This window comes from Microbacterium bandirmense, assembly GCF_037204185.1.
GTDB lineage: Bacteria > Actinomycetota > Actinomycetes > Actinomycetales > Microbacteriaceae > Microbacterium > Microbacterium bandirmense.
The window spans coordinates 42,789-65,669 of the sequence record NZ_JBBDGM010000002.1 but is presented as its reverse complement, the minus strand read 5'-3'; the positions used below and the strand labels follow the sequence as shown (position 1 = coordinate 65,669).

Annotated in this window: 22 protein-coding genes; 12 read left to right on the top strand and 10 right to left on the bottom strand. The window is 69.6% G+C overall.

Annotation, left to right across the window (positions count from 1 at the left end):
- Positions 1–11 precede the first annotated feature (11 nt).
- From paaE to WDU99_RS02270, 4 genes are all read left to right on the top strand, one after another.
- Positions 12–1,154: a 1,2-phenylacetyl-CoA epoxidase subunit PaaE gene (gene paaE, locus WDU99_RS02285; protein WP_337331100.1), complete on the top strand. Its 1,143-nt coding sequence runs from the start codon at positions 12–14 to the stop codon at positions 1,152–1,154.
- Positions 1,155–1,199: 45 nt separating this feature from the next.
- Positions 1,200–1,970: an enoyl-CoA hydratase/isomerase family protein gene (locus WDU99_RS02280; RefSeq protein WP_337330822.1), complete on the top strand. Its 771-nt coding sequence runs from the start codon at positions 1,200–1,202 to the stop codon at positions 1,968–1,970.
- A gap of 138 nt (positions 1,971–2,108) precedes the next feature.
- Entirely contained in the window at positions 2,109–2,924 is an 816-nt protein-coding gene (locus WDU99_RS02275; RefSeq protein ID WP_337330821.1) for a class II glutamine amidotransferase, read from the top strand.
- A 125-nt stretch (positions 2,925–3,049) separates the two neighbouring features.
- Positions 3,050–4,774, top strand: a complete 1,725-nt coding sequence (locus WDU99_RS02270; protein ID WP_337330820.1) for a thiamine pyrophosphate-binding protein — start codon at positions 3,050–3,052, stop codon at positions 4,772–4,774.
- Between the two features lie 19 nt (positions 4,775–4,793).
- Here WDU99_RS02270 and WDU99_RS02265 read toward each other — a convergent pair whose 3' ends face one another.
- The 8 genes from WDU99_RS02265 to WDU99_RS02230 form a co-directional block, all read right to left on the bottom strand.
- A complete protein-coding gene (locus WDU99_RS02265) occupies positions 4,794–5,132 on the bottom strand; it encodes a DUF202 domain-containing protein (RefSeq protein WP_337330819.1) in 339 nt (112 codons plus the stop codon).
- Entirely contained in the window at positions 5,129–5,497 is a 369-nt protein-coding gene (locus WDU99_RS02260) for a YidH family protein (RefSeq protein ID WP_337330818.1), read from the bottom strand. Before WDU99_RS02260 ends, WDU99_RS02265 begins: the two co-directional genes overlap by 4 nt.
- A gap of 32 nt (positions 5,498–5,529) precedes the next feature.
- The gene (locus tag WDU99_RS02255) at positions 5,530–6,144 is read right to left on the bottom strand and encodes a response regulator (protein WP_420063972.1); all 615 of its coding nucleotides are present in this window, start codon (positions 6,142–6,144) and stop codon (positions 5,530–5,532) included.
- A gap of 5 nt (positions 6,145–6,149) precedes the next feature.
- Entirely contained in the window at positions 6,150–7,259 is a 1,110-nt protein-coding gene (locus WDU99_RS02250) for a sensor histidine kinase (RefSeq protein ID WP_337330816.1), read from the bottom strand.
- A gap of 9 nt (positions 7,260–7,268) precedes the next feature.
- Entirely contained in the window at positions 7,269–8,030 is a 762-nt protein-coding gene (locus WDU99_RS02245) for an ABC transporter permease (RefSeq protein WP_337330815.1), read from the bottom strand.
- 2 nt (positions 8,031–8,032) lie between these two features.
- A complete protein-coding gene (locus WDU99_RS02240) occupies positions 8,033–8,989 on the bottom strand; it encodes an ABC transporter ATP-binding protein (RefSeq protein WP_337330814.1) in 957 nt (318 codons plus the stop codon).
- Positions 8,990–9,070: 81 nt separating this feature from the next.
- Positions 9,071–10,927 carry an FAD-dependent monooxygenase gene (locus WDU99_RS02235; protein WP_337330813.1) on the bottom strand — a complete coding sequence of 619 codons (1,857 nt, stop codon included), beginning with the start codon at positions 10,925–10,927 and terminating at the stop codon, positions 9,071–9,073.
- A gap of 52 nt (positions 10,928–10,979) precedes the next feature.
- A complete protein-coding gene (locus WDU99_RS02230; RefSeq protein WP_337330812.1) occupies positions 10,980–12,365 on the bottom strand; it encodes an MFS transporter in 1,386 nt (461 codons plus the stop codon).
- Positions 12,366–12,425: 60 nt separating this feature from the next.
- Here WDU99_RS02230 and WDU99_RS02225 point away from each other — a divergent pair, with 60 nt between their 5' ends.
- Genes WDU99_RS02225 through WDU99_RS02200 form a run of 6 tightly spaced genes read left to right on the top strand, consistent with a single transcriptional unit; the run spans position 12,426 to position 18,962 of the window.
- Positions 12,426–13,979 (top strand): fumarylacetoacetate hydrolase family protein, encoded by a 1,554-nt coding sequence (locus WDU99_RS02225; protein ID WP_337330811.1) that lies wholly within the window; start codon positions 12,426–12,428, stop codon positions 13,977–13,979.
- Positions 13,976–14,653, top strand: coding sequence for a GntR family transcriptional regulator (locus WDU99_RS02220; protein ID WP_337330810.1), 678 nt, complete (start codon positions 13,976–13,978; stop codon positions 14,651–14,653). Before WDU99_RS02225 ends, WDU99_RS02220 begins: the two co-directional genes overlap by 4 nt.
- On the top strand, positions 14,653–16,191 hold the full coding sequence (hpaE, locus tag WDU99_RS02215) for a 5-carboxymethyl-2-hydroxymuconate semialdehyde dehydrogenase (protein ID WP_337330809.1): 1,539 nt from the start codon (positions 14,653–14,655) through the stop codon (positions 16,189–16,191). The genes WDU99_RS02220 and hpaE overlap by 1 nt, the downstream gene beginning before the upstream one ends.
- 31 nt (positions 16,192–16,222) lie before the next feature.
- A complete protein-coding gene (hpaD, locus tag WDU99_RS02210; protein WP_337330808.1) occupies positions 16,223–17,389 on the top strand; it encodes a 3,4-dihydroxyphenylacetate 2,3-dioxygenase in 1,167 nt (388 codons plus the stop codon).
- A 2-nt stretch (positions 17,390–17,391) separates the two neighbouring features.
- Positions 17,392–18,174: a fumarylacetoacetate hydrolase family protein gene (locus WDU99_RS02205; RefSeq protein WP_337331099.1), complete on the top strand. Its 783-nt coding sequence runs from the start codon at positions 17,392–17,394 to the stop codon at positions 18,172–18,174.
- Complete coding sequence (locus WDU99_RS02200; protein WP_337330807.1) at positions 18,159–18,962, top strand: aldolase/citrate lyase family protein; 804 nt, start codon at positions 18,159–18,161, stop codon at positions 18,960–18,962. The genes WDU99_RS02205 and WDU99_RS02200 overlap by 16 nt, the downstream gene beginning before the upstream one ends.
- A gap of 85 nt (positions 18,963–19,047) precedes the next feature.
- Here WDU99_RS02200 and WDU99_RS02195 read toward each other — a convergent pair whose 3' ends face one another.
- Positions 19,048–19,740, bottom strand: a complete 693-nt coding sequence (locus tag WDU99_RS02195) for a hypothetical protein (protein WP_337330806.1) — start codon at positions 19,738–19,740, stop codon at positions 19,048–19,050.
- Entirely contained in the window at positions 19,737–20,750 is a 1,014-nt protein-coding gene (locus WDU99_RS02190) for a DUF1266 domain-containing protein (protein WP_337330805.1), read from the bottom strand. Before WDU99_RS02190 ends, WDU99_RS02195 begins: the two co-directional genes overlap by 4 nt.
- A gap of 108 nt (positions 20,751–20,858) precedes the next feature.
- On the opposite strand from WDU99_RS02190, the gene WDU99_RS02185 reads away from it, so the two are divergent.
- Entirely contained in the window at positions 20,859–22,088 is a 1,230-nt protein-coding gene (locus WDU99_RS02185; protein WP_337330804.1) for an MFS transporter, read from the top strand.
- A gap of 70 nt (positions 22,089–22,158) precedes the next feature.
- Positions 22,159–22,878 carry a DUF6882 domain-containing protein gene (locus WDU99_RS02180; protein WP_337330803.1) on the top strand — a complete coding sequence of 240 codons (720 nt, stop codon included), beginning with the start codon at positions 22,159–22,161 and terminating at the stop codon, positions 22,876–22,878.
- Positions 22,879–22,881: the final 3 nt, after the last annotated feature.

Sequence of the window (22,881 nt, the reverse complement as noted above, 5' to 3'; positions counted from 1 at the left end):
CGCTGTTCCGGATGCCCCAGGCGCAGGCCGCGCCCCCGCCGCAGCGCGAGGGCGGCGTGCGCCACCGCGCCCGCTTCCACACTCTGACCGTGTCGGACGTGCGGCCGCTCACGAAGGACGCCGTCGAGGTGAGCTTCGCCGTGCCGCCCGAGCTCGCAGACGACTACGCCTACCTGCCCGGCCAGTACGTGGCGCTGCGCGTGCAGCTCGACGGCGTCGAAGTGCGTCGCTCGTACTCCCTGTGCCGCCCGCCGACACCGTCAGACGCAGGAACGACCCTCAGCGTCGCTGTCAAGCGCGACGAGGGCGGCCTGTTCTCGACCTGGGCACAGACCGAACTCACGCCCGGCTTCGAGATCGATGTGATGAGCCCGCAGGGCACCTTCACGTCGGGCCTGGCTGAGCTGGAGGGCACGCACGTGGTCGGCATCGCCGCGGGCTCGGGCATCACGCCGATGATGGCCCTGGCCAGGAGTCTGCTGTCAGCATCCGACTCCACCCGCTTCACGCTGCTGTACACCAACAAGGCGACCAGCGATGTGATGTTCCTCGAGGATCTCGCCGATCTCAAGGACCGCTACCCCACCCGCCTCGTGCTGCATCACGTGCTCTCGCGCGAGCAGCGCACCGCGCCAGTGCTGTCGGGCCGCATCGACGAGGAGCGCCTGCGGACGATCCTCGACGGGCTGATCCTGCCGGCGACGGTGGACGAGTGGTTCCTGTGCGGTCCGTTCGCGCTGGTCGACCTGTGCCGCGAGGTGCTGGCCGACCTCGGCGTGCCGCGCGAGCACGTGCGCTTCGAACTGTTCACCACGGGCGACGAACCCGTCGAGCGCGGGCCGCGCAGGATCGAGGTCCGCCAGGGCGAGAAGACCGTGCGCATCGAGATCAACCTCGATGGCGTCTCATCGACCGTCGAGAGCCCCGTCGACGCGCACGAATCGGTGCTCAACGCCGCCCTGCGGGTGCGGCCGGATGCCCCGTTCGCCTGCTCCGGCGGCGTGTGCGGCACGTGCCGCGCGCGCGTGCTCGACGGCAGCGTGACGATGACCGAGAACTACGCGCTCGAACCCGACGAGATCGAGCGCGGCTACGTGCTCACCTGCCAGTCCCATCCCACCAGCGACCGCCTCGTGGTCGACTACGACGTGTGACCGCCGTCCTCGCGGAAAAGCAGGGCGAAGGAGCAAGGAGCCGCCATGATCGACCTCACCATCGCCGACGACGTCGCGCACATCACCCTGAACGCGCCCGAGCGGCTGAACGCCCTCGACGAGCAGGCGCTGCATGGCCTCGACAGCGCGTACGCCGAGGCATCGGATGCCGGTGTGCGCGCGCTCGTGCTGCGCGGCGAGGGCCGCGCGTTCTGCGCCGGACGCGACATCTCGGACGTCGATCCACGCGATGACGACGTGATGGGCTACCTGGGCGGGATCTTCACTCCGCTGCTGAAGCGGATGGCCGCGTTCCCCGCGCCCACCTTCGCGGTGGCGCACGGCGCGTGTCTCGGTGTCGGCCTCGGCCTGCTGATCGCGACCGATGTGGTCTATGTCGCAGAGAACGCGAAGATCGGCTCGCCGTTCGCAGCTCTCGGCGCCACTCTCGACTCCGGTGGGCACGCCCTGTTCGCCGAGCGCCTCGGTGCTCACAAGACACTCGACCTCATCTACACCGGGCGACTCATGTCGGGCGCCGAGGCCGTGGCATCCGGCTTGTTCTCGCGCTCCTTCCCCGATGACGAGGTGAGAGGCGCGACCGAGGATGCCGCCGCTGCCGCCGCCCGCGGCGCCACGGCCGCGTTCCTGGCGAGCAAGCAGCTCATCGCGCGCATCCGCGATGAGCGCCTCGCGCTCTGGGAGTCGATCGAAATCGAGAACGCCGCCCAGGCGGCGCTGTGCGACACCGACGACTACCGCGAGGGTTTCGCCGCCTTCCAGCAGAAGCGCAAGCCGACCTTCACCGGCCGCTGACCGCCGCAGGGGATGCCAAAGTGCGGTGGCCGCCACGATACAGGCGCGCCGCGCGGTAGTGCGCGGCTGACCACCTCGATGACGCCATATGGCGCGGCATTCCGGCCCGCACGAGAAGCGGCGTACGGTAAAGGGATCATGTGTCGCCTGTTCGCCTTCGTCTCTCCCGAGCGCTCCACCGCGCGTCATGAGCTGCGCGGAGCCGGGCTTGAGAGTCTGCTCTCGCTCGCCCGCCTGCACGGCGACGGCTGGGGCTGGGCCGGCACCGACGCCATCGGCACGGCACCCGAGGTGCGCAAGTCGGCGCGCTCCGCCGTGTCGGATGCTGATTTCGAGACCGCCATCGACACCCCGGCGCACGCGGGGCTGGTGCATCTGCGCTGGGCGACCGCCGGTCTGCCGGTCAATATGAACAACGCGCACCCGTTCGAGGCCGACGGCATGGCGTTCGCCCACAACGGCACGGTGAAGCCGCTCGATGATGTGCGCGCGCTGCTGTCGCCCGCCAGTGTCGCGACGCTGAAGGGCACCACCGACAGCGAGATGTACTTCGCGCTGATCCGCGAGCAGCTCGACCTCGGATACGACCTGCACGAGGCCACCGTGCGCACGGTGCGGATGCTGCGCGAGCGGTTCCCGCACGTGAGCCTGAACGCGCTGCTGCTCGGACCGGAGCAGCTGATCATCGTGCACGCCAGCGCGACCAGCGCCCTCACGCCGCACGACCTCGAGCGCATGGGCCCGCTCGCGGCCGAGCTTCCCGTCGGCCACAACGAGGACTACTTCGCCCTGCGCTGGCGCGAATCGCCTGACGGCACGATCGCCGTCAGCTCCACCGGCGTCGCGGGCGCGGGCTGGAACCCGCTGCCTGCCGAGTCGGTCACCGCGGTGAACCTGCGCGATCGCTCGCGCGAGATCGTCGAGCTGACACCGGCGGCGATCGCACGCGGCTAGAATCGGATCGTCCGGCCCTGCTGCGGCCGATGCTCGAAAAAAGGGCACGAAGCACTCCGCGATGACGCGCGAGACGCGAGACACATACGGATCCCTCCGTTCGCTGTCTTGAAAGGCCACTTGTCATGCCCACCGTCTCCGCACACGTCGCCCGCACCCTCGCCCAGCACATCGACCACGTCTTCGGCGTGATGGGCAACGGCAACGCGTACTTCCTCGATGCCATCGAGTCGCAGACCGACGCCGTGTTCACGGCCGTGCGCCACGAGCAGGGCGCCGTGGTCGCCGCCGACGCGCACTTCCGGGCATCCGGACGCATCGCGGCCGCGACCTCGACCTACGGAGCCGGCTTCACGAACACACTGACCGCCCTGGCCGAGGCCGTGCAGGCGCACGTGCCGCTGGTGCTCGTCGTCGGCGACGAGCCGACCTCTGGCCCGCGTCCATGGGACGTCGACCAGATCGCGATCGCATCCGCGGTCGGCGCGCGCACGTATACGACCGGTCGCACCGACGCAGCGGCGACCACGGTCATCGCGATCGAGCACGCCCTCACGTACCGCGTTCCCGTCGTGCTGGCGATCCCCTACGACGTCGCTGCGCTGGAGGCCGGCCCGGTGGCCGAGGCCCCGGCACCCCGCACACCGGCTCCGCTCGCACCGCGCGGTGAGTTCGCCGAGGGGATGCTCGACGAGATCGCCGATGCGCTGCGCAGGGCCCGACGTCCGTTCCTCCTTGCGGGCCGCGGCGCCTGGCTCGCCGGCGCCGGTGACGCACTCGGACAGTTGGCAGGCGCCACCGGCGCGCTCACGGCATCGACGGCCCTGGGCCGTGGTGTCTTCCCCGACCAGCGGTACGACCTCGGCGTGACGGGCGGCTTCGGCGCCGACGGAGCCATGGCGCTGGTGCGCGAGGCCGACGTCGCCGTCGTGTTCGGCGCCTCACTCAACCAGTTCACGATGCGCTTCGGCGAGCTGTTCGCACCCGGCACCAGGGTGTTCCAGGTCGATGTCGCCCCGGCCGCGACGCACGCGCACGTGGGCGGATTCGTGCGCGGGGATGCCCGGATCGTGGCATCCGCACTGGTCAGCCGGCTCGCGGGCGTACAGAACTCCGGAGAAACGTCGTCCGACGGGCCCGACACGCCGGAGGAAGGCTCCGCGCACCAGGATTCTTCCGGAGTCTTGAACACCCCCTGGCGCGAGACCGTCGACGTCGCCGCCGCTCGCACGTACGACGAGGCCGAAGAGTTCGCCGACGACGGGCGCCTCGACCCCCGCGCGGCCGCACGCCGAGTCGCCGAGCTGCTGCCCCAAGACCGGGTGGTCGTCTCGGACGGCGGGCACTTCATCGGCTGGGCGAACATGTACTGGCCGGTCGCCTCGCCCGACCGCATGATGATGGTCGGCACGGCCTTCCAGTCGATCGGTCAGGGCTGGCCCAGCGTGGTCGGCGCGACCCGTGCACGCCCGGAGGCCACGGTCGTGCTCACCTCGGGCGACGGCGGCGGCCTGATGGCCATCGCCGACCTCGAATCGGCGGTGCGCTCGGCCGCCGGCCGCGGCATCGCCGTGATCTGGAACGATGCCGCCTACGGCGCGGAGGTGAACCTCTACGGGCTGAAAGGCCTCGCCGAGGAGCCGATGCTGATCCCCGAGGTCGATTTCGCGGCGTTCGCCGGGGCCGTCGGCGCCGAGGGCGTCGTGGTGCGCACCCTCGCCGACCTGGAGCGCCTGCGCACCTGGAGCGCCGAGAGCCCCGAAGAGCGCCGGTTCCTGGTGCTCGACCTGCGCATCTCCGGCAAGGTCATCGCTCCGTACCAGCAGGAGATCATCCGCGTGAACAGCTGAGCGGGCGGCCCCGTCCAGCTCAGACCCCGGATGCCGCGAACGCCACCACGAGGCCGACCACCCCGATGCACACGGTGACAACGACCAGCACCAGCAGCATCACCGCATCCGGCATCCGGCCCTGAGCATCCACGGCGGACAGCGCCCGGTCGACGGCTCGCGCACGTCGCCCGCCGGCCGCCCACAGCGCGCCGGCGACGGCGACACCGAGGATCCCGGGAACGACCCAGGCGCCCGAGGCGAAGATCACGGGCAGCGCCCGTGCGGCGATGAGCGAGCCGATCGCGAGCGAAAGGGCCGTGCGCCGCCACGCCAGCTGGGTGCGCTCCGGCTGCAGCCCCGGGTCGAACTGCGTCACAGCAGCGCCGCGATGAGCACGAGGAGTCCGGCGATCGTCACGGCAACGGCGATGACGGGCGCGAGCAGCGACCCCGGCAGCGGCGCAGCCAGTCGCATGGCACGCTCGCTGCGCGCCCATCCGATCCATGCCACCACCGGCGTGACGATGCCCGTGACGATGAGCAGGATCGAGGCCGCCAGGCGCAGCTGCGGGTGCAGATCGAGCCCGAGCACCTCGAGTGCGACCCCTCCGGCGATCAGTGCGAGCGCGGTGCGGATCCAGGCGAGGATGGTCCGCTCGTTCGCGAGCGTGAACCGCGGGTCGGGCTCGCCACCGTGACGGTAAACGGCGGCAGGGAAGCGACGATCAGCGGATGAGCCCACGCCTTGAATCATAGAGGCCGGTCCCCCGCACGTCAGATCCAGCCCTTGTCCTGGGCGATGCGCACGGCCTGTGCGCGGTTGGCTGCGCCGGTCTTTCCGATCACCGACGACAGGTGATTGCGCACGGTGCCGGCCGAGAGGAAGACCTCGGATGCTATCGCGCCGGCGGTGCGCCCGTCGGCCGCCAGGCGCAGCACCTGCTGTTCCCGCTCGCTGAGCGGGTTGGCGCCCTCGAACAGGCTCTCCTCGGCGAGCGCCGGATCGAGCACGCGCAGCCCCGCGTGCACGCGGCGCACGGCCTCGGCGAGCTGCTCGGCCGGGGTGTCCTTCACGATGAACCCGCTCGCACCGGCGTCCAGCGCAGCGCGCAGGTAACCGGGACGGGCGAAGGTCGTGACGATCAGCACGCGTGTGCCCGGGTTGGCGGCGCGCAATCGCCGGGTGGCTTCGACACCGTCGACGTCGGGCATCTGGATGTCCATCAGGCACACATCCGGCTGCAGCTCGGCGACCATCCGCACCGCCTGAGCACCGTCGGCGGCGACGCCCACGACCTCGAGATCGCCCTCCAGTTCGAGCAGAGCCGCAAGTGCCCCGCGCACCAGCGCCTGGTCGTCGGCGATCACCAGGCGGATCTTCCCTGGCATCCGATTCACCATCTGATCTCCACACGGGTTCCGGCGCCGGCACCCGGCCCGAACTCGAGCGCCGCGCCGGCCGCGGCCGCACGCTCGCGCATGCCCCGCACGCCGCTGCCGTCGCCATCGCCGGGCCCGCGCCCGTCGTCGTTCACGGCGAGCACGCCCGGCGCGATGCTGACCGTAACCGTCTTCGCCTGCGCGTGGCGCAGCACGTTCGTGATCGCCTCGCGCAGCACCCAGCTGGCCGTCAGCGACTGCACCGACGACAACGCGGTCGGCTCGCCGTCGACCCGCAGGGCGACGCCGGCCGACTGCAGGGCGTCACGGCCGGATGCCAGCTGTTCGACCAGGGTCGTGGCCCGCGCACCGGCCACCGTCGCCCGCACTCCGGCGATCGCCTCGGACGTCAGTGCGGTGATGTCGGCGAGTTCGGCCCTCGCGCGCTCGGGGTCGGTATCGATCAGACGGCCGGCCAGCTGCGCCTTCAGCTGCACGACGGTGAGCGAATGTCCGATCAGGTCGTGCACGTCGCGGGCGACGGCCTCGCGACCCGCGCTGGTGGCCAGCTCCAGGCCGAGCTGATCGGCCTGGGCAGAGCGGATGATCAACCAGGTTGAGACGGTGTTGACCACGCCGAGCAGCGCGACGACAGCCAGGATCGACATGAACGCGATACCACCGGGCAGCAGCGAGACGCACGCCGCGGTGAGGACGATGCCGCCGATGGTCGCGATCCAGTGCGCTGGACGGGTCAGCCCGTAGGAGGCGAACGACATGATGAACGGCAGGAACGCGAGCGCGTTGACTCCCCCACCCGGGATGAAGATCAACGCACAGGCGATCAGTCCGCCGAAGATCCACCACTGCCCGGGCGGGACGGGCCTGCCGAGCCCGCCGCCGAGCCGAAGCCCGCGGATGAAGCCACCCACGTACAGCACCACGAACAGGACGAGAGCACCCCAGCCGACGCCGACCCAGATCGGGGCGGCGTCGGACTCGACCAGAGCGATCGCGGGGTAGATCAGGAAGAACAGCCAGATGACTGCCATGAGCCATCCGTACCGATCCCAGGGGCTCTTCGGCAGCTCTCTCACCGCGGTGTCACCCCGTTCATCGGTCATCGTCCCACCCTACTGACGGCGCCGCGAGCGCTTGACCCCGGCCGCGACCAGCACAGCGAACACTCCCAGCCAGACGAGCACGTTCAGCACGACCAGCCACAGCGGGTCGGTCTGCCCCGTCGTGAGCACGCCATCGGTCAGCGGCCAGCGCGACAGCGCGACGAATCCGTACAGCGGGGTGAAGCGGGCGATGTCGAGCATGACGCCGTCGAGCGGGATGAACACGTTGCCGAAGAAAGCGAAGAACGTCATCGAGATGGACGCCAGTGCCGCCGCGGAGTCGGAGTTGAAGAACAGCCCGACGCCGAGCCCGTACAGCCCGTAAATGAGGCCGATGCCGAGCATGATCCCGGCGGACGCCCACCAGCGCCACGCGTCAGTCGCCTCAGCACCTGTCGTCAGGCCCGCGGCGAACACGAGGAGCACCGCCAGAGCGGCGAAGGCGACGGCGGTGAGCAGCTTGGTCATCGCGTAGCCCGCGGTGCCGAGTGGGGTCATGGCGAGCTGGCGCCCCCAGCCCTGCTTCGCCTCGGTGGCAGCCAGCGAGGTGAGCGAGCTCATCGCGACGGCCGTGCCGTAGGCGGCCATCGACACCATCACGTAGAACTTCACGTTGCCGTGCCCGGCGGCGATGTCGCCGTAGCCCATGCTGGCCCCGAACAGCAGGTACATCGCCACGGGCATCCCGAGGGTGAACGCGAGCGTGTACGGGTTGCGCAGCTGGCGCAGTGCCTCGACGCGCATCATCGTGGGTGAGATCGACAGGGTCATGATCAGTTCTCCGTCAGTGCCGTGAAGGCGGTTTCGAGGGTGGGTGCGGTGATCTCCAGATCGTGGGCGCCCGCGTTCAGCAGGGCGGATGCCGCAGCATCCGAGTCCAGCGCGCGCAGGCTCACGCGATCGGCGTCGATGCGCACGTCGCTGATGCCGTCGGTGCCGGTGAGCTGCGCGATGAGCGCGTCGCGACCGGACTCGGGGAGGGTCGCCGCGAGCGTGCGCCCGCCGAGGTTGGCGCGCAGCTGCGCGGTGGGCGCATCGGCGACGATGACCCCGCGATGCATGACGACCGTGCGCCGGGCGAACTGCTCGGCCTCCTCGAGATAGTGCGTGGCGAAGATGATGGTGCGGCCGGCGTCGGCATCGGCGCGCATGACGTCCCAGAAGTGCCTGCGGGCGGTGACGTCCATGCCGGCGGTCGGCTCGTCGAGCACGAGGATGTCGGGGTCTGCGACCAGGGCGAGAGCGAACTTGACGCGCTGCTGCTCTCCGCCGGAGCACTTCGAGATGCGGCGCCGGGCGATGGCTTCGAGCTCGGTGGCCGCCAGCACCTCAGGCACGCGGGCGAGCGACTCGCGCCCGTGCAGCGATGCGATGACCTCGACCGTCTCGCGAACGGTGAGGTCAGACAGCAGTCCGCCCGTCTGCAGCACGCCCGCGATCACGCCGGCTTTGGCGGCCTTCGACGGCACCTCGCCGAAGACCGAGAGGGTGCCGCTGCTGGGGTCGGTGAGCCCGAGCAGCATGTCGAGTGTGGTCGTCTTGCCGGCGCCGTTAGGCCCGAGCAGGGCGACGACCTCGCCGCGGCGGATGCTGAGATCGATCCCGTCGACGGCTTTGACCCTGCGCTCGCCCGCGCCGAAGTGCCTGTGCAGGCCCGAGATGGCGACGGCCGTGTCGGATGCCGCGCCGGCCGATCTCGATGAAGCCGGTGTCTGCAGTGTTGTGCTCATGACACCAGCCTGGCCGCACCCGGCGTGTGAATCCGGAGGGCCGTGTCACGACCTCGACATGACACCTGTCATGCGTCGCGATCAGGACGCCGGCAGCAGCATCCCCTCGAGGTACGCGCCGAGCTCGTCCACGGCGTCCAGCGGCAGGATCGCCGAGACGTACTGATCCGGGCGCACGACCACCACGACGCCGTCGCGCGAGAGCTCGCGCGCGTCGAAGATGTCGGTCTCGGTCCACTTGCTCGGCCCGGCCGCGTACACCTTCTCCCAGTCGGTCAGACCCAGCGGACCGCTCTTCGGCGCGAACAGCGCGTGCGCTGCGGTGACCTCCAGCTCTTCGAAGGGCTGCTGGTGGATGGCTTTCACGTCGAAGACGGCATCGGCATCGGCATCCGACGGCGTGTACCGGGCGAACAGCGGCGCGGCCCGCTCTGCCCACGCGTCGAGCGCCGCTCCGGTGCGGTCGCCGAAGGCGTACACGCGCCAGCGGCCGTCGGCGCGGGCATGATGCCCCAGATGCACCACATTGCCGTCGCACACCCGCACGACCTCGGCCGACTTGAACCGCTTGCCGAGCGGGAATCCGGCGGCGAGCGCCTGATGACCATCGGTGCCCGTGATCATCGACGAGGAGTACTGCGTCATGAAGCCGGAGGGGAACTCCGCGGTGCCGAGGTAGAAGGTCGCCAGCTCCTGCGGGTCGGAGATCTCCTCGGGCTTGCGCGCCATCAGGCTCGACCACTCGCGGTCGAAGTCGATCAGCTGCTGTGCCACCGGACGCCGCTCGGCGCCGTAGGTCGACAGCAGCGACTCGGGGCTGCGCCCGGTGAGCACCGATCCGAGCTTCCAGCCCAGGTTGAAGCCGTCCTGCATCGACACGTTCATGCCCTGACCGGCCTTGGCGCTGTGCGTGTGACACGCGTCCCCGGTGAGAAACACCCGCGGGGTGCGCCCCGAGTCGTCCAGCACATCGTCGAACCCGTCGGTGACCCGATGCCCCACCTCGTACACGCTGTGCCAGGCGACCTCCTTCACGTCGATCGAGTACGGATGCAGGATCTCGTTCGCCCGCCGGATGATCTCCTCGATCGGGGTCTGCCGCACGCGGTGGTCGTCATCCTCGGCGACCGCGCCGAGGTCGATGTACATCCGGCTGAGGTAGCCGCCCTCCCGCGGGATGTGCAGGATGTTGCCCGCCTCGGCGTTGATCGCGCACTTGGTGCGCCAGTCGGGGAAGTCGGTGTTCACCAGCACGTCCATCACGCCCCAGGCGTGCGCCGAGATGCCGCCGACGTGCTTGCGTCCGATCGCCTCGCGCACCCGGCTGCGCGCACCGTCGCATCCGACCACGTACTTCGCGCGGATCGTGCGCTGCCCGCCCGCCTGCGAGACCTGCACCTCGACCGGGTGCTCCCCCGCCTCGTGCACCGTAAGCCCGAGGAACTCCACGCCGTAGTCGGGAACGATGCGTCCCGGCCCGTCGGCCGCCGCCTCGGCGAAGTAGTCGAGCACCCGCGCCTGATTCACGATCAGATGCGGGAACTCGCAGATGTCGAACGCGTAATCGGCGGTGCGCGTGGTGCGGATGATGTTCTGCGGGTTCTCGGGATCAGGACCCCAGAAGTTCATCCAGCCGATGTTGTACGCCTCGGCGATGATCCGCTCGGCGAAGCCGAACGCCTGGAAGGTCTCGACGCTGCGCGGCTGGATGCCGTCGGCCTGGCCGAGCACGAGCCGTCCCTCGCGCTTCTCGATGATGCGCGTGTTCACCTCGGGATACTGCGACATCTGCGCCGCCAGCAGCATGCCCGCCGGCCCTGAGCCGACGATGAGCACGTCCACCTCGTCGGGCAGCTCGGTGGGTCGGTCGACGCCCAGCCCCTCGGCGGGGAGCACCCGCGGGTCGTGGGAGACGTAGCCGTGGTGGTGGAACTGCATCTTTGCTCCTTCGCGAGGAGCGGATGCTCGTCAGCATCCGCTCCTGAGGGTTTCAGGCCTTCGACAGGCCGTAGATGGGGCTCTTGGCCTGCTCGGCCTCGTGCTCGGGGCCGAGCGGGATGCCGGTGCGGTCGCGCAGCAGCAGCGTCGCGATCAGGCCGATGACGGTCATGCCGGCGAGGTACCAGGTGATGCCGATGGTGGCGCCGGTGGCCTGGAAGATCGCCTGCGCGATCATCGGCGAGAACGCGCCACCCAGGATCGCGCCGATCGCGTACGAGATCGAGACGCCCGAGAACCGGATGGATGCCGGGAACAGCTCGCTGTACAGCGCAGCCTGCGGCCCGTAGGTGAGCCCGAGGCCGAGAGTGAGGATGACCAGGGCCCAGGCGAGCGACGCGATGGTGCCGACGTTCGTGAGGGGGAACAGCAGGAACACGCCCACCAGCTGCAGCACCCAGCCGAGGATGTAGGCGTTGCGCCGTCCGATCTTGTCGGAGATCCAGCCGCCGAACCAGGTGGACAGCAGCCACGTGACACCCGACAGCGCGACGACCCAGAACACCGGCGAGGTGTCGAGCTGGATGGGGCCGTTCGGGTCGGTGGCGTAGCGCTGCACGTAGCCGCCGGTGGTCATGTAGCCGACGGCGTTGTTTCCCGCGAAGACGAGCGCGGCGATGATGACCAGCAGCAGGTGGTGACGCAGCAGCTGCAGGATCGGCATGCGCGACTCCTCTTTGCGCTCGGCGATCTCGGTGAAGACCGGGCTCTCCGAGACCGTGCGACGCACCCAGTAGCCGACGCCGATCAGCACGATCGACAGCAGGAACGGCACGCGCCAGCCCCACTCGAGGAAGGCGTCGCCCGGAGCGATCTGCGCCATCAGCGCGAGCATCATCGACGCGAGCAGCAGGCCGATCGGCACGCCGATCTGCGGAGAGGCGCCGAACACGCCGCGCTTGGACTTGGGCGCGTGCTCGACGGCCATCAGCACGGCGCCGCCCCACTCGCCGCCGGCCGAGATGCCCTGCACGACGCGCAGGAAGATCAGCAGGATCGGCGCCCAGACGCCGATCACGGCGTGGGTGGGCAGCAGACCGACCAGTGTGGTGGCGATGCCCATCAGCAGCAGGGTGATGACCAGCATCGGCCTGCGGCCGATCTTGTCACCGTAATGCCCGGCGAGGAATGCGCCGAGAGGCCGGAAGAGGAAGCTGACTCCCACGGTGAAGAACGACACGATCTGCGCGAACTCCGAGCCCATCGGCTCGAAGAACAGCGTCGCGAACACGGTCGCGGCCGCGAAGGCATAGATGAAGAAGTCGTACCACTCGACGGTGGTGCCGACCACAGTCGCGAACACCACCCGCTTGCGGTCCTTGGGACTGGCGATGGTGCCGGTGGGGGTGAAGCCGGCCGAGCCGGGCTGATCGCTCATGATGCTCCTTGAGACGTCGTTGTCGGATGCGGCGGAGGATGATGCTTGCCACGCGCTGCGATGATCATATACGATTTCAAATACGACGCACAAGACATCGCTCGCAGAGTCGATCCGCGAAGCAGCACAGCGCGAGGAGGCGCAACCGTGGCACTGCCCGTCACCCCCGGCAAGATCATCGCCGTGCACCTGAGCTACGAGTCCCGCGCGGCTCAGCGCGGCCGCAAGCCCGCGCACCCCTCGTACTTCTTCAAGCCGCTGAGCTCGCTCGCCGCATCCGGCGGCACGGTCGAGCGTCCGGCCGGCACCGAGCTGCTCGCCTTCGAGGGCGAGATCGCCCTGGTCATCGGCGATCCGGCCCGCTGGGTCGGCGTGGACGACGCCTGGAACCACGTCGCCGCCGTCACCGCCGCGAACGATCTCGGCCTGTACGACCTGCGTGCGAACGACAAGGGATCCAACGTCCGCAACAAAGGCGGCGACGGGTACACCCCCATCGGCCCAGAGCTCATCGACGCCACCGACCTCGACCCGGCGGGCATCCGCGTGCGCGCCTGGGTCAACGGCGCGCTGCGCCAGGACGACACCAGTGCCGGCATGTTCTTCTCGCTCGCACAGCTGGTCGCCGACCTCTCGCAGCACTTCACGCTGCAGAGGGGCGACGTCATCCTCACCGGCACACCCGCGGGGTCGTCGGTCGTCGTCCCCGGCGACGTCGTCGAGATCGAGGTCGACGTCCCCTCGACCGGCGCCACGTCGGGTCGTCTGACGACCACCGTCACCCAGGGCGAGCACCCCTTCGATGAGAAGATCGGCTCGCTCCCCTCGATCGACGACCTCCAGCGCGAAGAGGCCTGGGGCTCGCGCGAGGCCGCCGGCCTGCCGCCCGAGACGATTCCTGAGCGAGCGCAGCGAGACGAAGGGCTCGACCCGTCGCTGCGGGCGAAGCTGCTCGAGGCGCCCACCGCCGGGCTGTCCAGCCAGCTGCGCAAGCGCGGCCTGCACTCCTGCTTCATCGACGGCCTGACGGCGAACATCCCCGGCACCAAGATCGTCGGCAGCGCGAAGACCCTGCGCTTCGTGCCCGCCCGCGAAGACCTCTTCAAGAGCCACGGCGGCGGCTACAACGCGCAGAAGCGCGCCTTCGACGCGGTGGGCGAGGGCGAGATCATCGTGATCGAGGCCCGCGGCGATGCGAGCACCGGCACACTCGGCGACATCCTGGCGCTGCGCGCGAAGACCCGTGGCGCGGCGGGTGTCGTCACCGATGGCGGTGTGCGCGACTTCGACGCGGTCGCCGAGATCGGTCTGCCCGTCTTCTCGAAGGGTGCGCACCCCTCGGTGCTCGGCCGCAAGCACGTGCCGTGGGAGTTCGACGTCACGATCGGCTGCGGCGGCGCGACCGTGCAGCCGGGCGACGTCATCGTCGGCGACGGCGACGGCGTGATCGTCATCCCCGCCCACCTCGCCGAGGAGGTCGCCGACGCCGCGCTCGCCCAGGAGGACGAGGATGCCTGGATCGCCGAGCAGGTCGCCGCCGGCCATCCCGTCGACGGGCTGTTCCCGATGAACGCCGAGTGGCGGGCCCGCTATGAGTCGCAGGAGCGAGCATGAGCACCGTCCGCGAGGGGAGCAAGTCCGAGCAGGCCTACACATGGCTGCGCGGACGCATCTCCTCGCACGCCTACGGCCCCGGCTACCGGCTGGTGCTCGGCTCCATCGCCGACGAGCTGCAGATGAGCGTCGTGCCCGTGCGGGAGGCGATCCGCCGGCTCGAGGCCGAGGGGCTGGTCACGTTCCAGCGCAACGTCGGCGCGCGCGTCTCGCTCGTCGACGAGAGCGAGTACGCGCACACCATGCAGACCCTGGGGCTGGTCGAGGGCGCCGCCACCGCGCTGTCGGCTCCGCTGCTCGACGAGGCCACCCTGGCGCGCGCCGAGAAGATCAACGAGCGGATGCTGCGCCTGCTCGAGCACTTCGATGCGCACCGATTCACGCAGCTGAACCGCGACTTCCACTCGGTGCTGTACGAACCGTGCCCGAACCCACACATCCTCGACCTCGTGCACCGCGGCTGGGGTCGACTCTCGGGCATCCGCGACACGACCTTCGCCTTCGTGCCGGGCCGTGCCACCCACTCCGTCGAGGAGCACACCCAGATCCTCGAACTCATCCGCACCGGCGCCGATCCGCTCGAGATCGAGCTCGCCGCCCGAAACCACCGCTGGCGCACCATGGACGCGTTCCTGAACGCCCGGCATCCGCATCCCACCGAAGAAGGACGATGATGACTGACGTGTATACCCCGGCCGACCTGCCGGCGAAGATCCAGCACTACATCGACGGCGAGTTCACGGACTCCGCCGACGGCGACACCTTCGAGGTTCTCAACCCCGTCACCAACGAGACCTACGTGCGGGCCGCGGCCGGCAAGAAGGCCGACATCGAACGCGCCGTCGCCGCCGCGCGTCGCGCGTTCACCGAGGGCCCGTGGCCGCGGATGCTGCCGCGCGAGCGCTCCCGGGTGCTGCACCGCATCGCCGACATCGTCGAGTCGCGTGATGCGCGGCTGGCCGAGCTGGAGTCCTTCGACTCCGGCCTGCCGATCACCCAGGCTCTCGGCCAGGCTCGCCGCGCCGCCGAGAACTTCCGCTTCTTCGCCGACCTGATCGTCGCCCAGGCCGACGATGCGTTCAAGGTGCCGGGCAAGCAGCTCAACTACGTCAACCGCAAGCCGATCGGCGTCGCTGGCCTGATCACGCCGTGGAACACCCCGTTCATGCTGGAATCCTGGAAGCTCGGTCCGGCGCTCGCAACCGGCAACACCGTGGTGCTCAAGCCCGCCGAGTTCACGCCGCTGTCGGCGTCGCTGTGGGCGGGCATCTTCGAAGAGGCGGGGCTGCCGAAGGGCGTCTTCAACCTCGTCAACGGCCTCGGCGAGGACGCCGGCGACGCGCTGGTGAAGCACCCCGACGTGCCGCTGATCTCGTTCACCGGCGAGAGCAGCACCGGTCAGTTGATCTTCGGCAACTCGGCGCCGTTCCTCAAGGGTCTGTCGATGGAGCTGGGCGGCAAGAGCCCGGCGATCGTGTTCGAGGACGCCGACCTCGACCTGGCGATCGACGCCTGCATCTTCGGCGTCTTCTCCCTCAACGGCGAGCGCTGCACCGCGGGCTCGCGCATCCTCGTGCAGCGCTCGGTGTACGACGAGTTCGTCGAGCGCTACGCCGCACAGGCGAAGCGCGTGAAGGTCGGCATGCCGCACGATCCCGCCACCGAGGTCGGCGCACTCGTGCATCCCGAGCACTACGACAAGGTGATGAGCTACGTCGAGCTCGGCAAGAGCGAGGGCCGATTGGTCGCCGGCGGCGGCCGGCCCGACGAGTTCCCCGAGGGCAACTTCGTTCAGCCCACGGTCTTCGCCGACGTCCCCTCCGACGCCCGCATCTTCCAGGAGGAGATCTTCGGTCCGGTCGTCGCGATCACCCCGTTCGACACTGAGGCGGAGGCGCTCGAGCTCGCCAACAACACCAAGTACGGCCTGGCCGCCTACGTGTGGACCAACGACCTCAAGCGCGGCCACAACTTCGCGCAGTCCGTCGAGGCCGGCATGGTGTGGCTCAACTCGAACAACGTGCGCGACCTGCGCACCCCGTTCGGCGGTGTGAAGGCATCCGGCCTCGGCCACGAGGGCGGCTACCGCTCGATCGACTTCTACACCGACCAGCAGAGCGTCCACATCACGCTCGGCGAACCCCACAACCCCACTTTCGGCAAGCAGCAGCATCCCGACGAGTCGTCGCTCGACGACCCGGACCCGCGCTGAACCGCAGCCGAACGAAAGCAAGGACGCTGACATGACGAACCGCAAAGACATGACGCTGACCTCGTCCGGTTTCTTCGTGAGCCAGGAGGTGCCGATCACCTGCGAAGACCCGACGCCGACCCCGAAGGCGCCAGCACCGGACATCCTGCGCTGCGCGTACATGGAGCTCGTGGTCACCGATCTCGCGGCCTCCCGCGAGTTCTACGTCGACATCCTCGGGCTGTACGTGACCGAGGAGGACGACGAGACGATCTACCTCCGCTCCACCGAGGAGTTCATCCATCACAACCTCGTGCTGCGCAAGGGCGAGCTCGCCGCCGTGCGCGCGTTCTCGTACCGCGTGCGCACGCCGGAGGATCTCGACAGGGCCGTGGCGTTCTTCACCGAGCTCGGCTGCGAGGTGCGCCGCAAGGAGGACGGCTTCGTCAAGGGCATCGGCGACTCGGTGCGGGTCATCGACCCGCTCGGCTTCCCGTACGAGTTCTTCTTCGAGACCACGCATGTCGAGCGGATGTCGTGGCGCTACGACCTGCACATCCCCGGTGAGCTGGTGCGGCTCGACCACTTCAACCAGATCACCCCGGACGTGCCGCGCGCGGTGAAGTACATGCAGGACCTCGGCTTCCGCGTCACGGAGGACATCCAGGATGAGGAGGGCACGGTCTACGCGGCGTGGATGAGACGCAAGCCCACCGTGCACGACACGGCCATGACCGGTGGCGACGGCCCGCGCATGCATCACGTCTGCTTCGCGACGCACGAGAAGCACAACATCCTCGCCATCTGCGACAAGCTGGGCGCGCTGCGCCGGTCGGATGCCATCGAGCGCGGCCCCGGCCGTCACGGTGTCTCGAACGCGTTCTACCTGTACCTGCGCGACCCCGACGGTCACCGCGTCGAGGTCTACACGCAGGACTACTACACCGGCGACCCCGACAACCCGGTGGTCACCTGGGACGTGCACGACAACCAGCGCCGTGACTGGTGGGGCAACCCGGTCGTACCGTCCTGGTACACCGACGGTTCGCTCGTGCTCGACCTCGACGGCAACCCGCAGCCCGTCGTCGCCCGCACCGACAGCTCCGAGATGGCGGTGACGATCGGCGCCGACGGGTTCTCGTACACCCGCCCCGACGAGGGCGAGCAGTCGATGCCGGAGTGGAAGCAGGGCGAGTACAAGCTGGGTCACCAGCTGTGACCCTGCCCGCCGAGACGATCGAGCAGCTCGCCGCCGAGCTGGCCGAGGCAGAGCGCGAGCGCGGCGTGATGCCGCGCATCACCGCGCGCTATCCGGATGCCACGATCGAGGACTCCTACGCCATTCAGGGCGTCTGGCGCGACTCGCAGCTCGCCGCGGGCCGAAAGCTGGTGGGCCGCAAGATCGGTCTGACCTCGAAGGCGATGCAGCAGGCGACGGGCATCACCGAACCGGACTACGGTGTGATGTTCGACGACACCGTGTACGCCACGGGTGCCGACATCCCGTTCGATCACTTCTCGAACGTGCGCATCGAGGTCGAGCTCGCTTTCGTGCTGAAGGCCCCACTCGAGGGGCCGGACTGCACCCTCGAGGATGCCCTCGCCGCGATCGACTACGCGGTGCCCGCACTCGAGGTGCTCAACTCGCACATCGAGCTGGAGGGTCGCACGATCGTCGACACGATCAGCGACAACGCCGCGTACGGTGCGATGGTGCTCGGCGACGTGCACATGCGCCCCGACGAGATCGACCTGCGCTGGGTGCCCGGAGTGCTCTCGCGCAACGGGCAGATCGAGGAGACGGGTGTCGCCGCCGGAGTGCTCGGGCATCCGGCCACCGGCGTCGCGTGGCTGGCGAACAAGTTCCACCAGCACGGCCAGCGGCTGGAGGCGGGCGAGATCATCCTGGCAGGATCGTTCACACGACCGATGTGGGTCGAGCGCGGCGATGAGGTGCTGTGCGACTACCGCGAGATGGGGACCATCAGATGTCGCTTTGTCTAGCCCGCACGTTCCGCGACGCGCTCGCGGCGGCGGACCGCCCGCTGATCGGCATGTGGCTGAGCACCGGGTCGATGCTGAACGCAGAGATCTGCGCTGGATCGGGCGTCGACTGGCTGCTGATCGACATGGAGCACGGCCCCAACACGATCATCACCGTGCAGCGGCAGCTGCAGGTGATCGCCGCGTATCCGGTCACTCCCGTCGTGCGAGTGCCCGTCAACGATCCGGTCATCATCAAGCAGGTGCTCGACACCGGCGCGCAGAGCCTGATCGTTCCGATGGTCGCATCGGCCGAGGAAGCTGCTGCGGCCGTCGCCGCGGTGCGCTATCCGCCCGAGGGCGTGCGCGGCGTCGGCTCGGCGCTCGCGCGCAGCGGCCGCTGGGGCCGGATCGCGGGCTACGTGCCGAACGCGACCGAGACCGTCTCGCTGTTCGTGCAGATCGAGTCGCGCGATGCTGTGGATGCCGCCGCTGAGATCGCCGCGGTCGACGGTGTCGACGGCGTGCTCGTCGGCCCCGCCGACCTCGCGGCATCGATGGGCGTTCCCGGTGAGCAGGGGCATCCTGAGGTGGTCGCCGCCGTGCGCCAGGTGTTCGAGGCGGTGATCGCCGCCGAAAAGAAGGTCGGTGTGAACGCCTTCGACCCGAAGACGGCGGACGCCTACATCGCCGCTGGCGCGCACTTCGTCTCGGTCAGCGCGGATGTGACGATCCTCGCCCGCGGCGCCGAGGCTCTCGCCGCCCGGTTCATCCCCGCATCGGCCTCCTCTTCTGCCGACACGTATTGACGGCTCCCGTACGCGGCTCGAGGAGCGCGAACGGCTCTCCGAACGCTCGGTATGCAGCCCTTTGCGCTCCTTGAACGGGCGGATGCTACGGCCAGCCCGGATCGTGCCAGGGGCCGTCCTCGGCGAAGAGCGTGCGGACATCGGCGCGCAGCTCGGCGGTGCGACCCGGGCGGGCGATCTCGGCGGCGGCGATCCAGTCGTCTGCGAAGCCGAGCCAGTCAGAATGCCGCTCACGCAGCGGTGCGGCAGCGACACGCAGCCTTTCCCTGGCGCGCGTGCCGCTGGTATGGCGCAACGCGACGCCCAGCCGCAGCAGCATCGCGAATGACGACAGCGTCCAGACGGCCAGCGGGTCAGCGGCGTCCGCCAGGTGCTGCTCGGCTCGGGCGGTCTCGCGCTTCCAGGCATCCGCCCTGGTGACGCCCCAGCGCTCGGCGACGACCGCCAGGTGCCGCTTCCAGGCGTCGGAGCAGAATGCCGGGACCAGGCTCCAGCGATCGTGCAGCAGCCCGACCGGCTCGACGAATGGCGCGGCGAGGCCGAGCAGCCAGCGCTCCTGCGGATCGTCCACCGGCGTGCGGTTCACCGTCGCTCGCATGTCGGCGGGCGAGTAGCCGTCGAGATCGGTGCGGATGCCGACAAGCCCCGGCCCCCAGTCGCCGCGGCGCTCCCGGCGCCGCGCCCAGGCCGCGACGGCCAGCAGCAGCCCGCACAGCAGCAGGACCGCGGCGAGGACCGCGAGCGGCCAATCGTCGCGGATCAGCCGGAGCGGGTTCACCCCTGCGCCGCCAGCCGCTCGGACGTCACCCCGTCGAGCACCTCGGCGAGCCGCGTCGGCGAATGCACCGGCACCTGCTCGATGAGACCCTCCCGCAGCATCGCATCCACGAGCAGTACCCGACTGTCGGGGATCGGCATGATCCACGGCACGTGCGACCACGGTCTGCGAGGCGGAGCCAGCAGCGCGGCCTGCCGGCTGGCGTCATGGGCATCATTCTGCCGGGAGGTCTGTGAGGTGTTGCCGCCCCAGAACCACCGCGCCCGCAGGAAGTGGTCGCCCATCTCCTCCCACCCGTCGTAGCTGCGCTGCAGTTCGGCGCTGATCAGCCGCAGCGTGTCGTCCGCCTCCTGCTCGCTGAGCCAGCCCAATGAGAATCCGGCGCGGGTGAGCATGGCTGCACGCACCAGGTCCCAGGCGACGAAGACGACGCTGCGGATGCCGCGGGCGTCCGCCCGCACCTGCTTCAGCCGCCAGGCGTGCTCGCGGACCTCGGATGAAGCCGTTCCCGCCGCGCCGGCGACGACTCTGCGCGCCTCGGCGTCGTCCAGCTCCTCGCCGTCCGCGACCTCGTCGGCGAAGCCGACCCGGTGCCCCTCACGGAGCAGCCAGTGCAGCCGACTCAGCAGTTGGGCACGGGAGCGGATGCCCCAGGCCTCCTCGAGCCCGTCGCGGGCGACGTCGAGATTATGCAGGGCGAGTCGATCCCACGGCTCGCCGCCGCAGATGCCGAACACCGCCGTGACCGCGAGGGGCCAGTGCTCGGGGCGGGTGACGAAGGAGCCCGGGTCGGCCTGCCAGGCCACACGGTGGTGCTCGGCGTAGTCCTCGGTCCGCGTCCAGGTGACCTTGCCTGCGGCGCCGGACGGGCGCGGTCCGCGTCGGCGGCGGCGTAGCGCCCACACGATCACCCCGATCAGCAGGATCAGCACACCCCAGAACAGATAACCGCCGATCCGCTCGCCGATCGGCTCATCCGTCACCAGGGGCAGCTGCGCGGCGATGCTCATGCCGACAGCCTAGACAGTCCCGGCGCCCCGGCCGGACTGCGCCGTGTCGGTGTGCGAGGGTGAACGGCCGTGCGAGGATGAGGGGATGCCGCCCCCAGACCCCCGCCGATGAACCGCGGGCTCGCCGCCCTGGGGGATCGCAACTTCCGCTGGTTCTTCCTCGCCCGCGCGATCACGATGGTGACCGGATCCATGTCGTCGATCGCCCTGGCGTTCGCCGTCCTGCAGATCGACAACGACCCGGTCAGCCTGTCGCTCGTGCTCACCGCCTTCACGCTCGCCAACATCGTGTTCGTGCTGTTCGGGGGCGTCGTCGCTGATCGGCTCCCCCGCGCACTCGTGATCCAGACCTGTTATGTCATCGACATCCTCTCTCTCGGGACGATCGCCTACCTGCTGTTCACCGATACCGCCACGATCCCGATCGTGGTCGCGCTCGCGGCCGTCAATGGTGCGTCCACGGCCTTCGTACTCCCCGCTATGCAGGGCATCATCCCCCAGTTGACCCGGCCGGAGAACCTGCAGCAGGCCAATGCGATGCTGTCGTTCGTCCGCTCGGCGGTCACCATCGGCGGCCCGGTGATCGCCGGCATCCTCGTCACCACCGCCGGACCCGCGTGGGCGATGGTGGTGCAGATCGTCGGGTGGCTGGTCGCGATCCCGATTCTCGCCATGGTCAAGCTGCCGCCGCCCGCGGGCGATGGACGGTTCTCGCTGTTCGCCGACCTGCGCGTCGGATGGAGCGAGTTCTGGAGCCGCTCGTGGCTGGTCGTGGTCGTGTTCGCCTTCATGATCATGAACGCCATCCATGTCGGCGCCTGGGGCGTGGTCGGTCCGTACATCGCGAAGAACGACGACCGCCTCGGCATCGCCGGATGGGGCTGGGTGGTCAGCGCGGAAGGCGTCGGCGTGCTCCTGATGACGCTGGTGCTGATGTGGTTCCCGATGAAGCGTCCGCTGCGCCTCGGCATGATCGGCATCAGCCTGTTCGCGATCCCGCTGACCATGCTCGGTGTGCACCCGGCGGTCGTGCTGGTCGCGATCGCAGCATTCCTCGCCGGAGCGGGCGCCGAGCTGTTCAGCACCGGCTGGAACGTGGCGATGATGGAGAACATCCCCACCGAGAAGCTCAGCCGCGTCTCGAGCTACGACATGCTCGGCAGCTTCGTCGTCATGCCGATCGGCACGCTGGTGTATGGCTGGCTGATCACGCACGCCGATCCTGCCGTCGTGCTGACGACCTCTGGCATCCTCTATGCCGCCATCGCGCTCGTCACGCTGTTCGTGCCGAGCGTCTGGAAGATGGGCCGCGTCGAGGCAGCGACCGTGCGGGGCTGATCTCACGTCGCATAACCATTTCACCGCTGGACCTTTGGCATCCCACAGCCGTGGCGCGCACACTGGACACATGACCTTCGACACCCTGCGCTCACTCGCCGATCGTGCCGCCCTGTTCGCGGCCCTCCGCCAGGACCAGTTGATCGGCGCCGTCGACGATCTGGGTGAGCACCGCTGGAGCGTCGACCTCGCAGCCGACCTGTTCACCTTCGCCGCAGAGGCCGACCCGTCGCGCACGCTGCAGGCGACGCCGCACCTGATCGCGTCGATCGCACCAGGCCCGCGGTCGTTGATGTGGGCGTGGGCGCTTCCCGAGCAGTACGACGTCACCACCGCCGAGCGACTGCGCGCCTACGGCGAGCAGCACGGCATCGCAGAGCTCAGCGAGAGCGAGGTGCCGTTCGAGGACGGCACGGCGGAGGACACCGCATCGGCGATCATGGATCTCGCGCACATCGTCGGAGGCGCGGCGACCGAGATCACCGGCCTCTCGCCGTACTACATCGCGAACATCGGCGATAGCCGTGCCGTGATGCTGCTGGAATCACCATTGCCCCCGCTGTCGGTCGCCGTGGCCGTCACCGCCCTCCCCCGCGTGCTCTCCGGTCTGACGATGCAGGACCCGCGGGCATCCGTCTGGGACCTGGCACGGCTCGCGGGATGGCGGCTGGAGTGGTCCGACGAGGCGTTCTCCGCAGCGGTCGTGTCGGATGCCACCGGCACCGCCACGTTCCGCTTCGACGAGCAGGCGCGCATCGCCGGGATCGAGAGCACGCTCACCGGCGCCTGACGT

Excerpts from the sequence above, each read along its gene's own strand:
- paaE (WP_337331100.1), top strand. The coding sequence starts at position 12 with ATGCCCCAGGCGCAGGCCGCGCCCCCGCCGCAGCGCGAGGGCGGCGTG.
- WDU99_RS02280 (WP_337330822.1), top strand. The coding sequence starts at position 1,200 with ATGATCGACCTCACCATCGCCGACGACGTCGCGCACATCACCCTGAAC.
- WDU99_RS02275 (WP_337330821.1), top strand. The coding sequence starts at position 2,109 with ATGTGTCGCCTGTTCGCCTTCGTCTCTCCCGAGCGCTCCACCGCGCGT.
- WDU99_RS02270 (WP_337330820.1), top strand. The coding sequence starts at position 3,050 with ATGCCCACCGTCTCCGCACACGTCGCCCGCACCCTCGCCCAGCACATC.
- WDU99_RS02255 (WP_420063972.1), bottom strand. The coding sequence starts at position 6,144 with ATGCCAGGGAAGATCCGCCTGGTGATCGCCGACGACCAGGCGCTGGTG.
- WDU99_RS02250 (WP_337330816.1), bottom strand. The coding sequence starts at position 7,259 with ATGACCGATGAACGGGGTGACACCGCGGTGAGAGAGCTGCCGAAGAGC.
- WDU99_RS02245 (WP_337330815.1), bottom strand. The coding sequence starts at position 8,030 with ATGACCCTGTCGATCTCACCCACGATGATGCGCGTCGAGGCACTGCGC.
- WDU99_RS02240 (WP_337330814.1), bottom strand. The coding sequence starts at position 8,989 with ATGAGCACAACACTGCAGACACCGGCTTCATCGAGATCGGCCGGCGCG.
- WDU99_RS02235 (WP_337330813.1), bottom strand. The coding sequence starts at position 10,927 with ATGCAGTTCCACCACCACGGCTACGTCTCCCACGACCCGCGGGTGCTC.
- WDU99_RS02230 (WP_337330812.1), bottom strand. The coding sequence starts at position 12,365 with ATGAGCGATCAGCCCGGCTCGGCCGGCTTCACCCCCACCGGCACCATC.
- WDU99_RS02225 (WP_337330811.1), top strand. The coding sequence starts at position 12,426 with ATGATCATATACGATTTCAAATACGACGCACAAGACATCGCTCGCAGA.
- WDU99_RS02220 (WP_337330810.1), top strand. The coding sequence starts at position 13,976 with ATGAGCACCGTCCGCGAGGGGAGCAAGTCCGAGCAGGCCTACACATGG.
- hpaE (WP_337330809.1), top strand. The coding sequence starts at position 14,653 with ATGACTGACGTGTATACCCCGGCCGACCTGCCGGCGAAGATCCAGCAC.
- hpaD (WP_337330808.1), top strand. The coding sequence starts at position 16,223 with ATGACGAACCGCAAAGACATGACGCTGACCTCGTCCGGTTTCTTCGTG.
- WDU99_RS02200 (WP_337330807.1), top strand. The coding sequence starts at position 18,159 with ATGTCGCTTTGTCTAGCCCGCACGTTCCGCGACGCGCTCGCGGCGGCG.
- WDU99_RS02190 (WP_337330805.1), bottom strand. The coding sequence starts at position 20,750 with ATGAGCATCGCCGCGCAGCTGCCCCTGGTGACGGATGAGCCGATCGGC.
- WDU99_RS02185 (WP_337330804.1), top strand. The coding sequence starts at position 20,859 with ATGAACCGCGGGCTCGCCGCCCTGGGGGATCGCAACTTCCGCTGGTTC.
- WDU99_RS02180 (WP_337330803.1), top strand. The coding sequence starts at position 22,159 with ATGACCTTCGACACCCTGCGCTCACTCGCCGATCGTGCCGCCCTGTTC.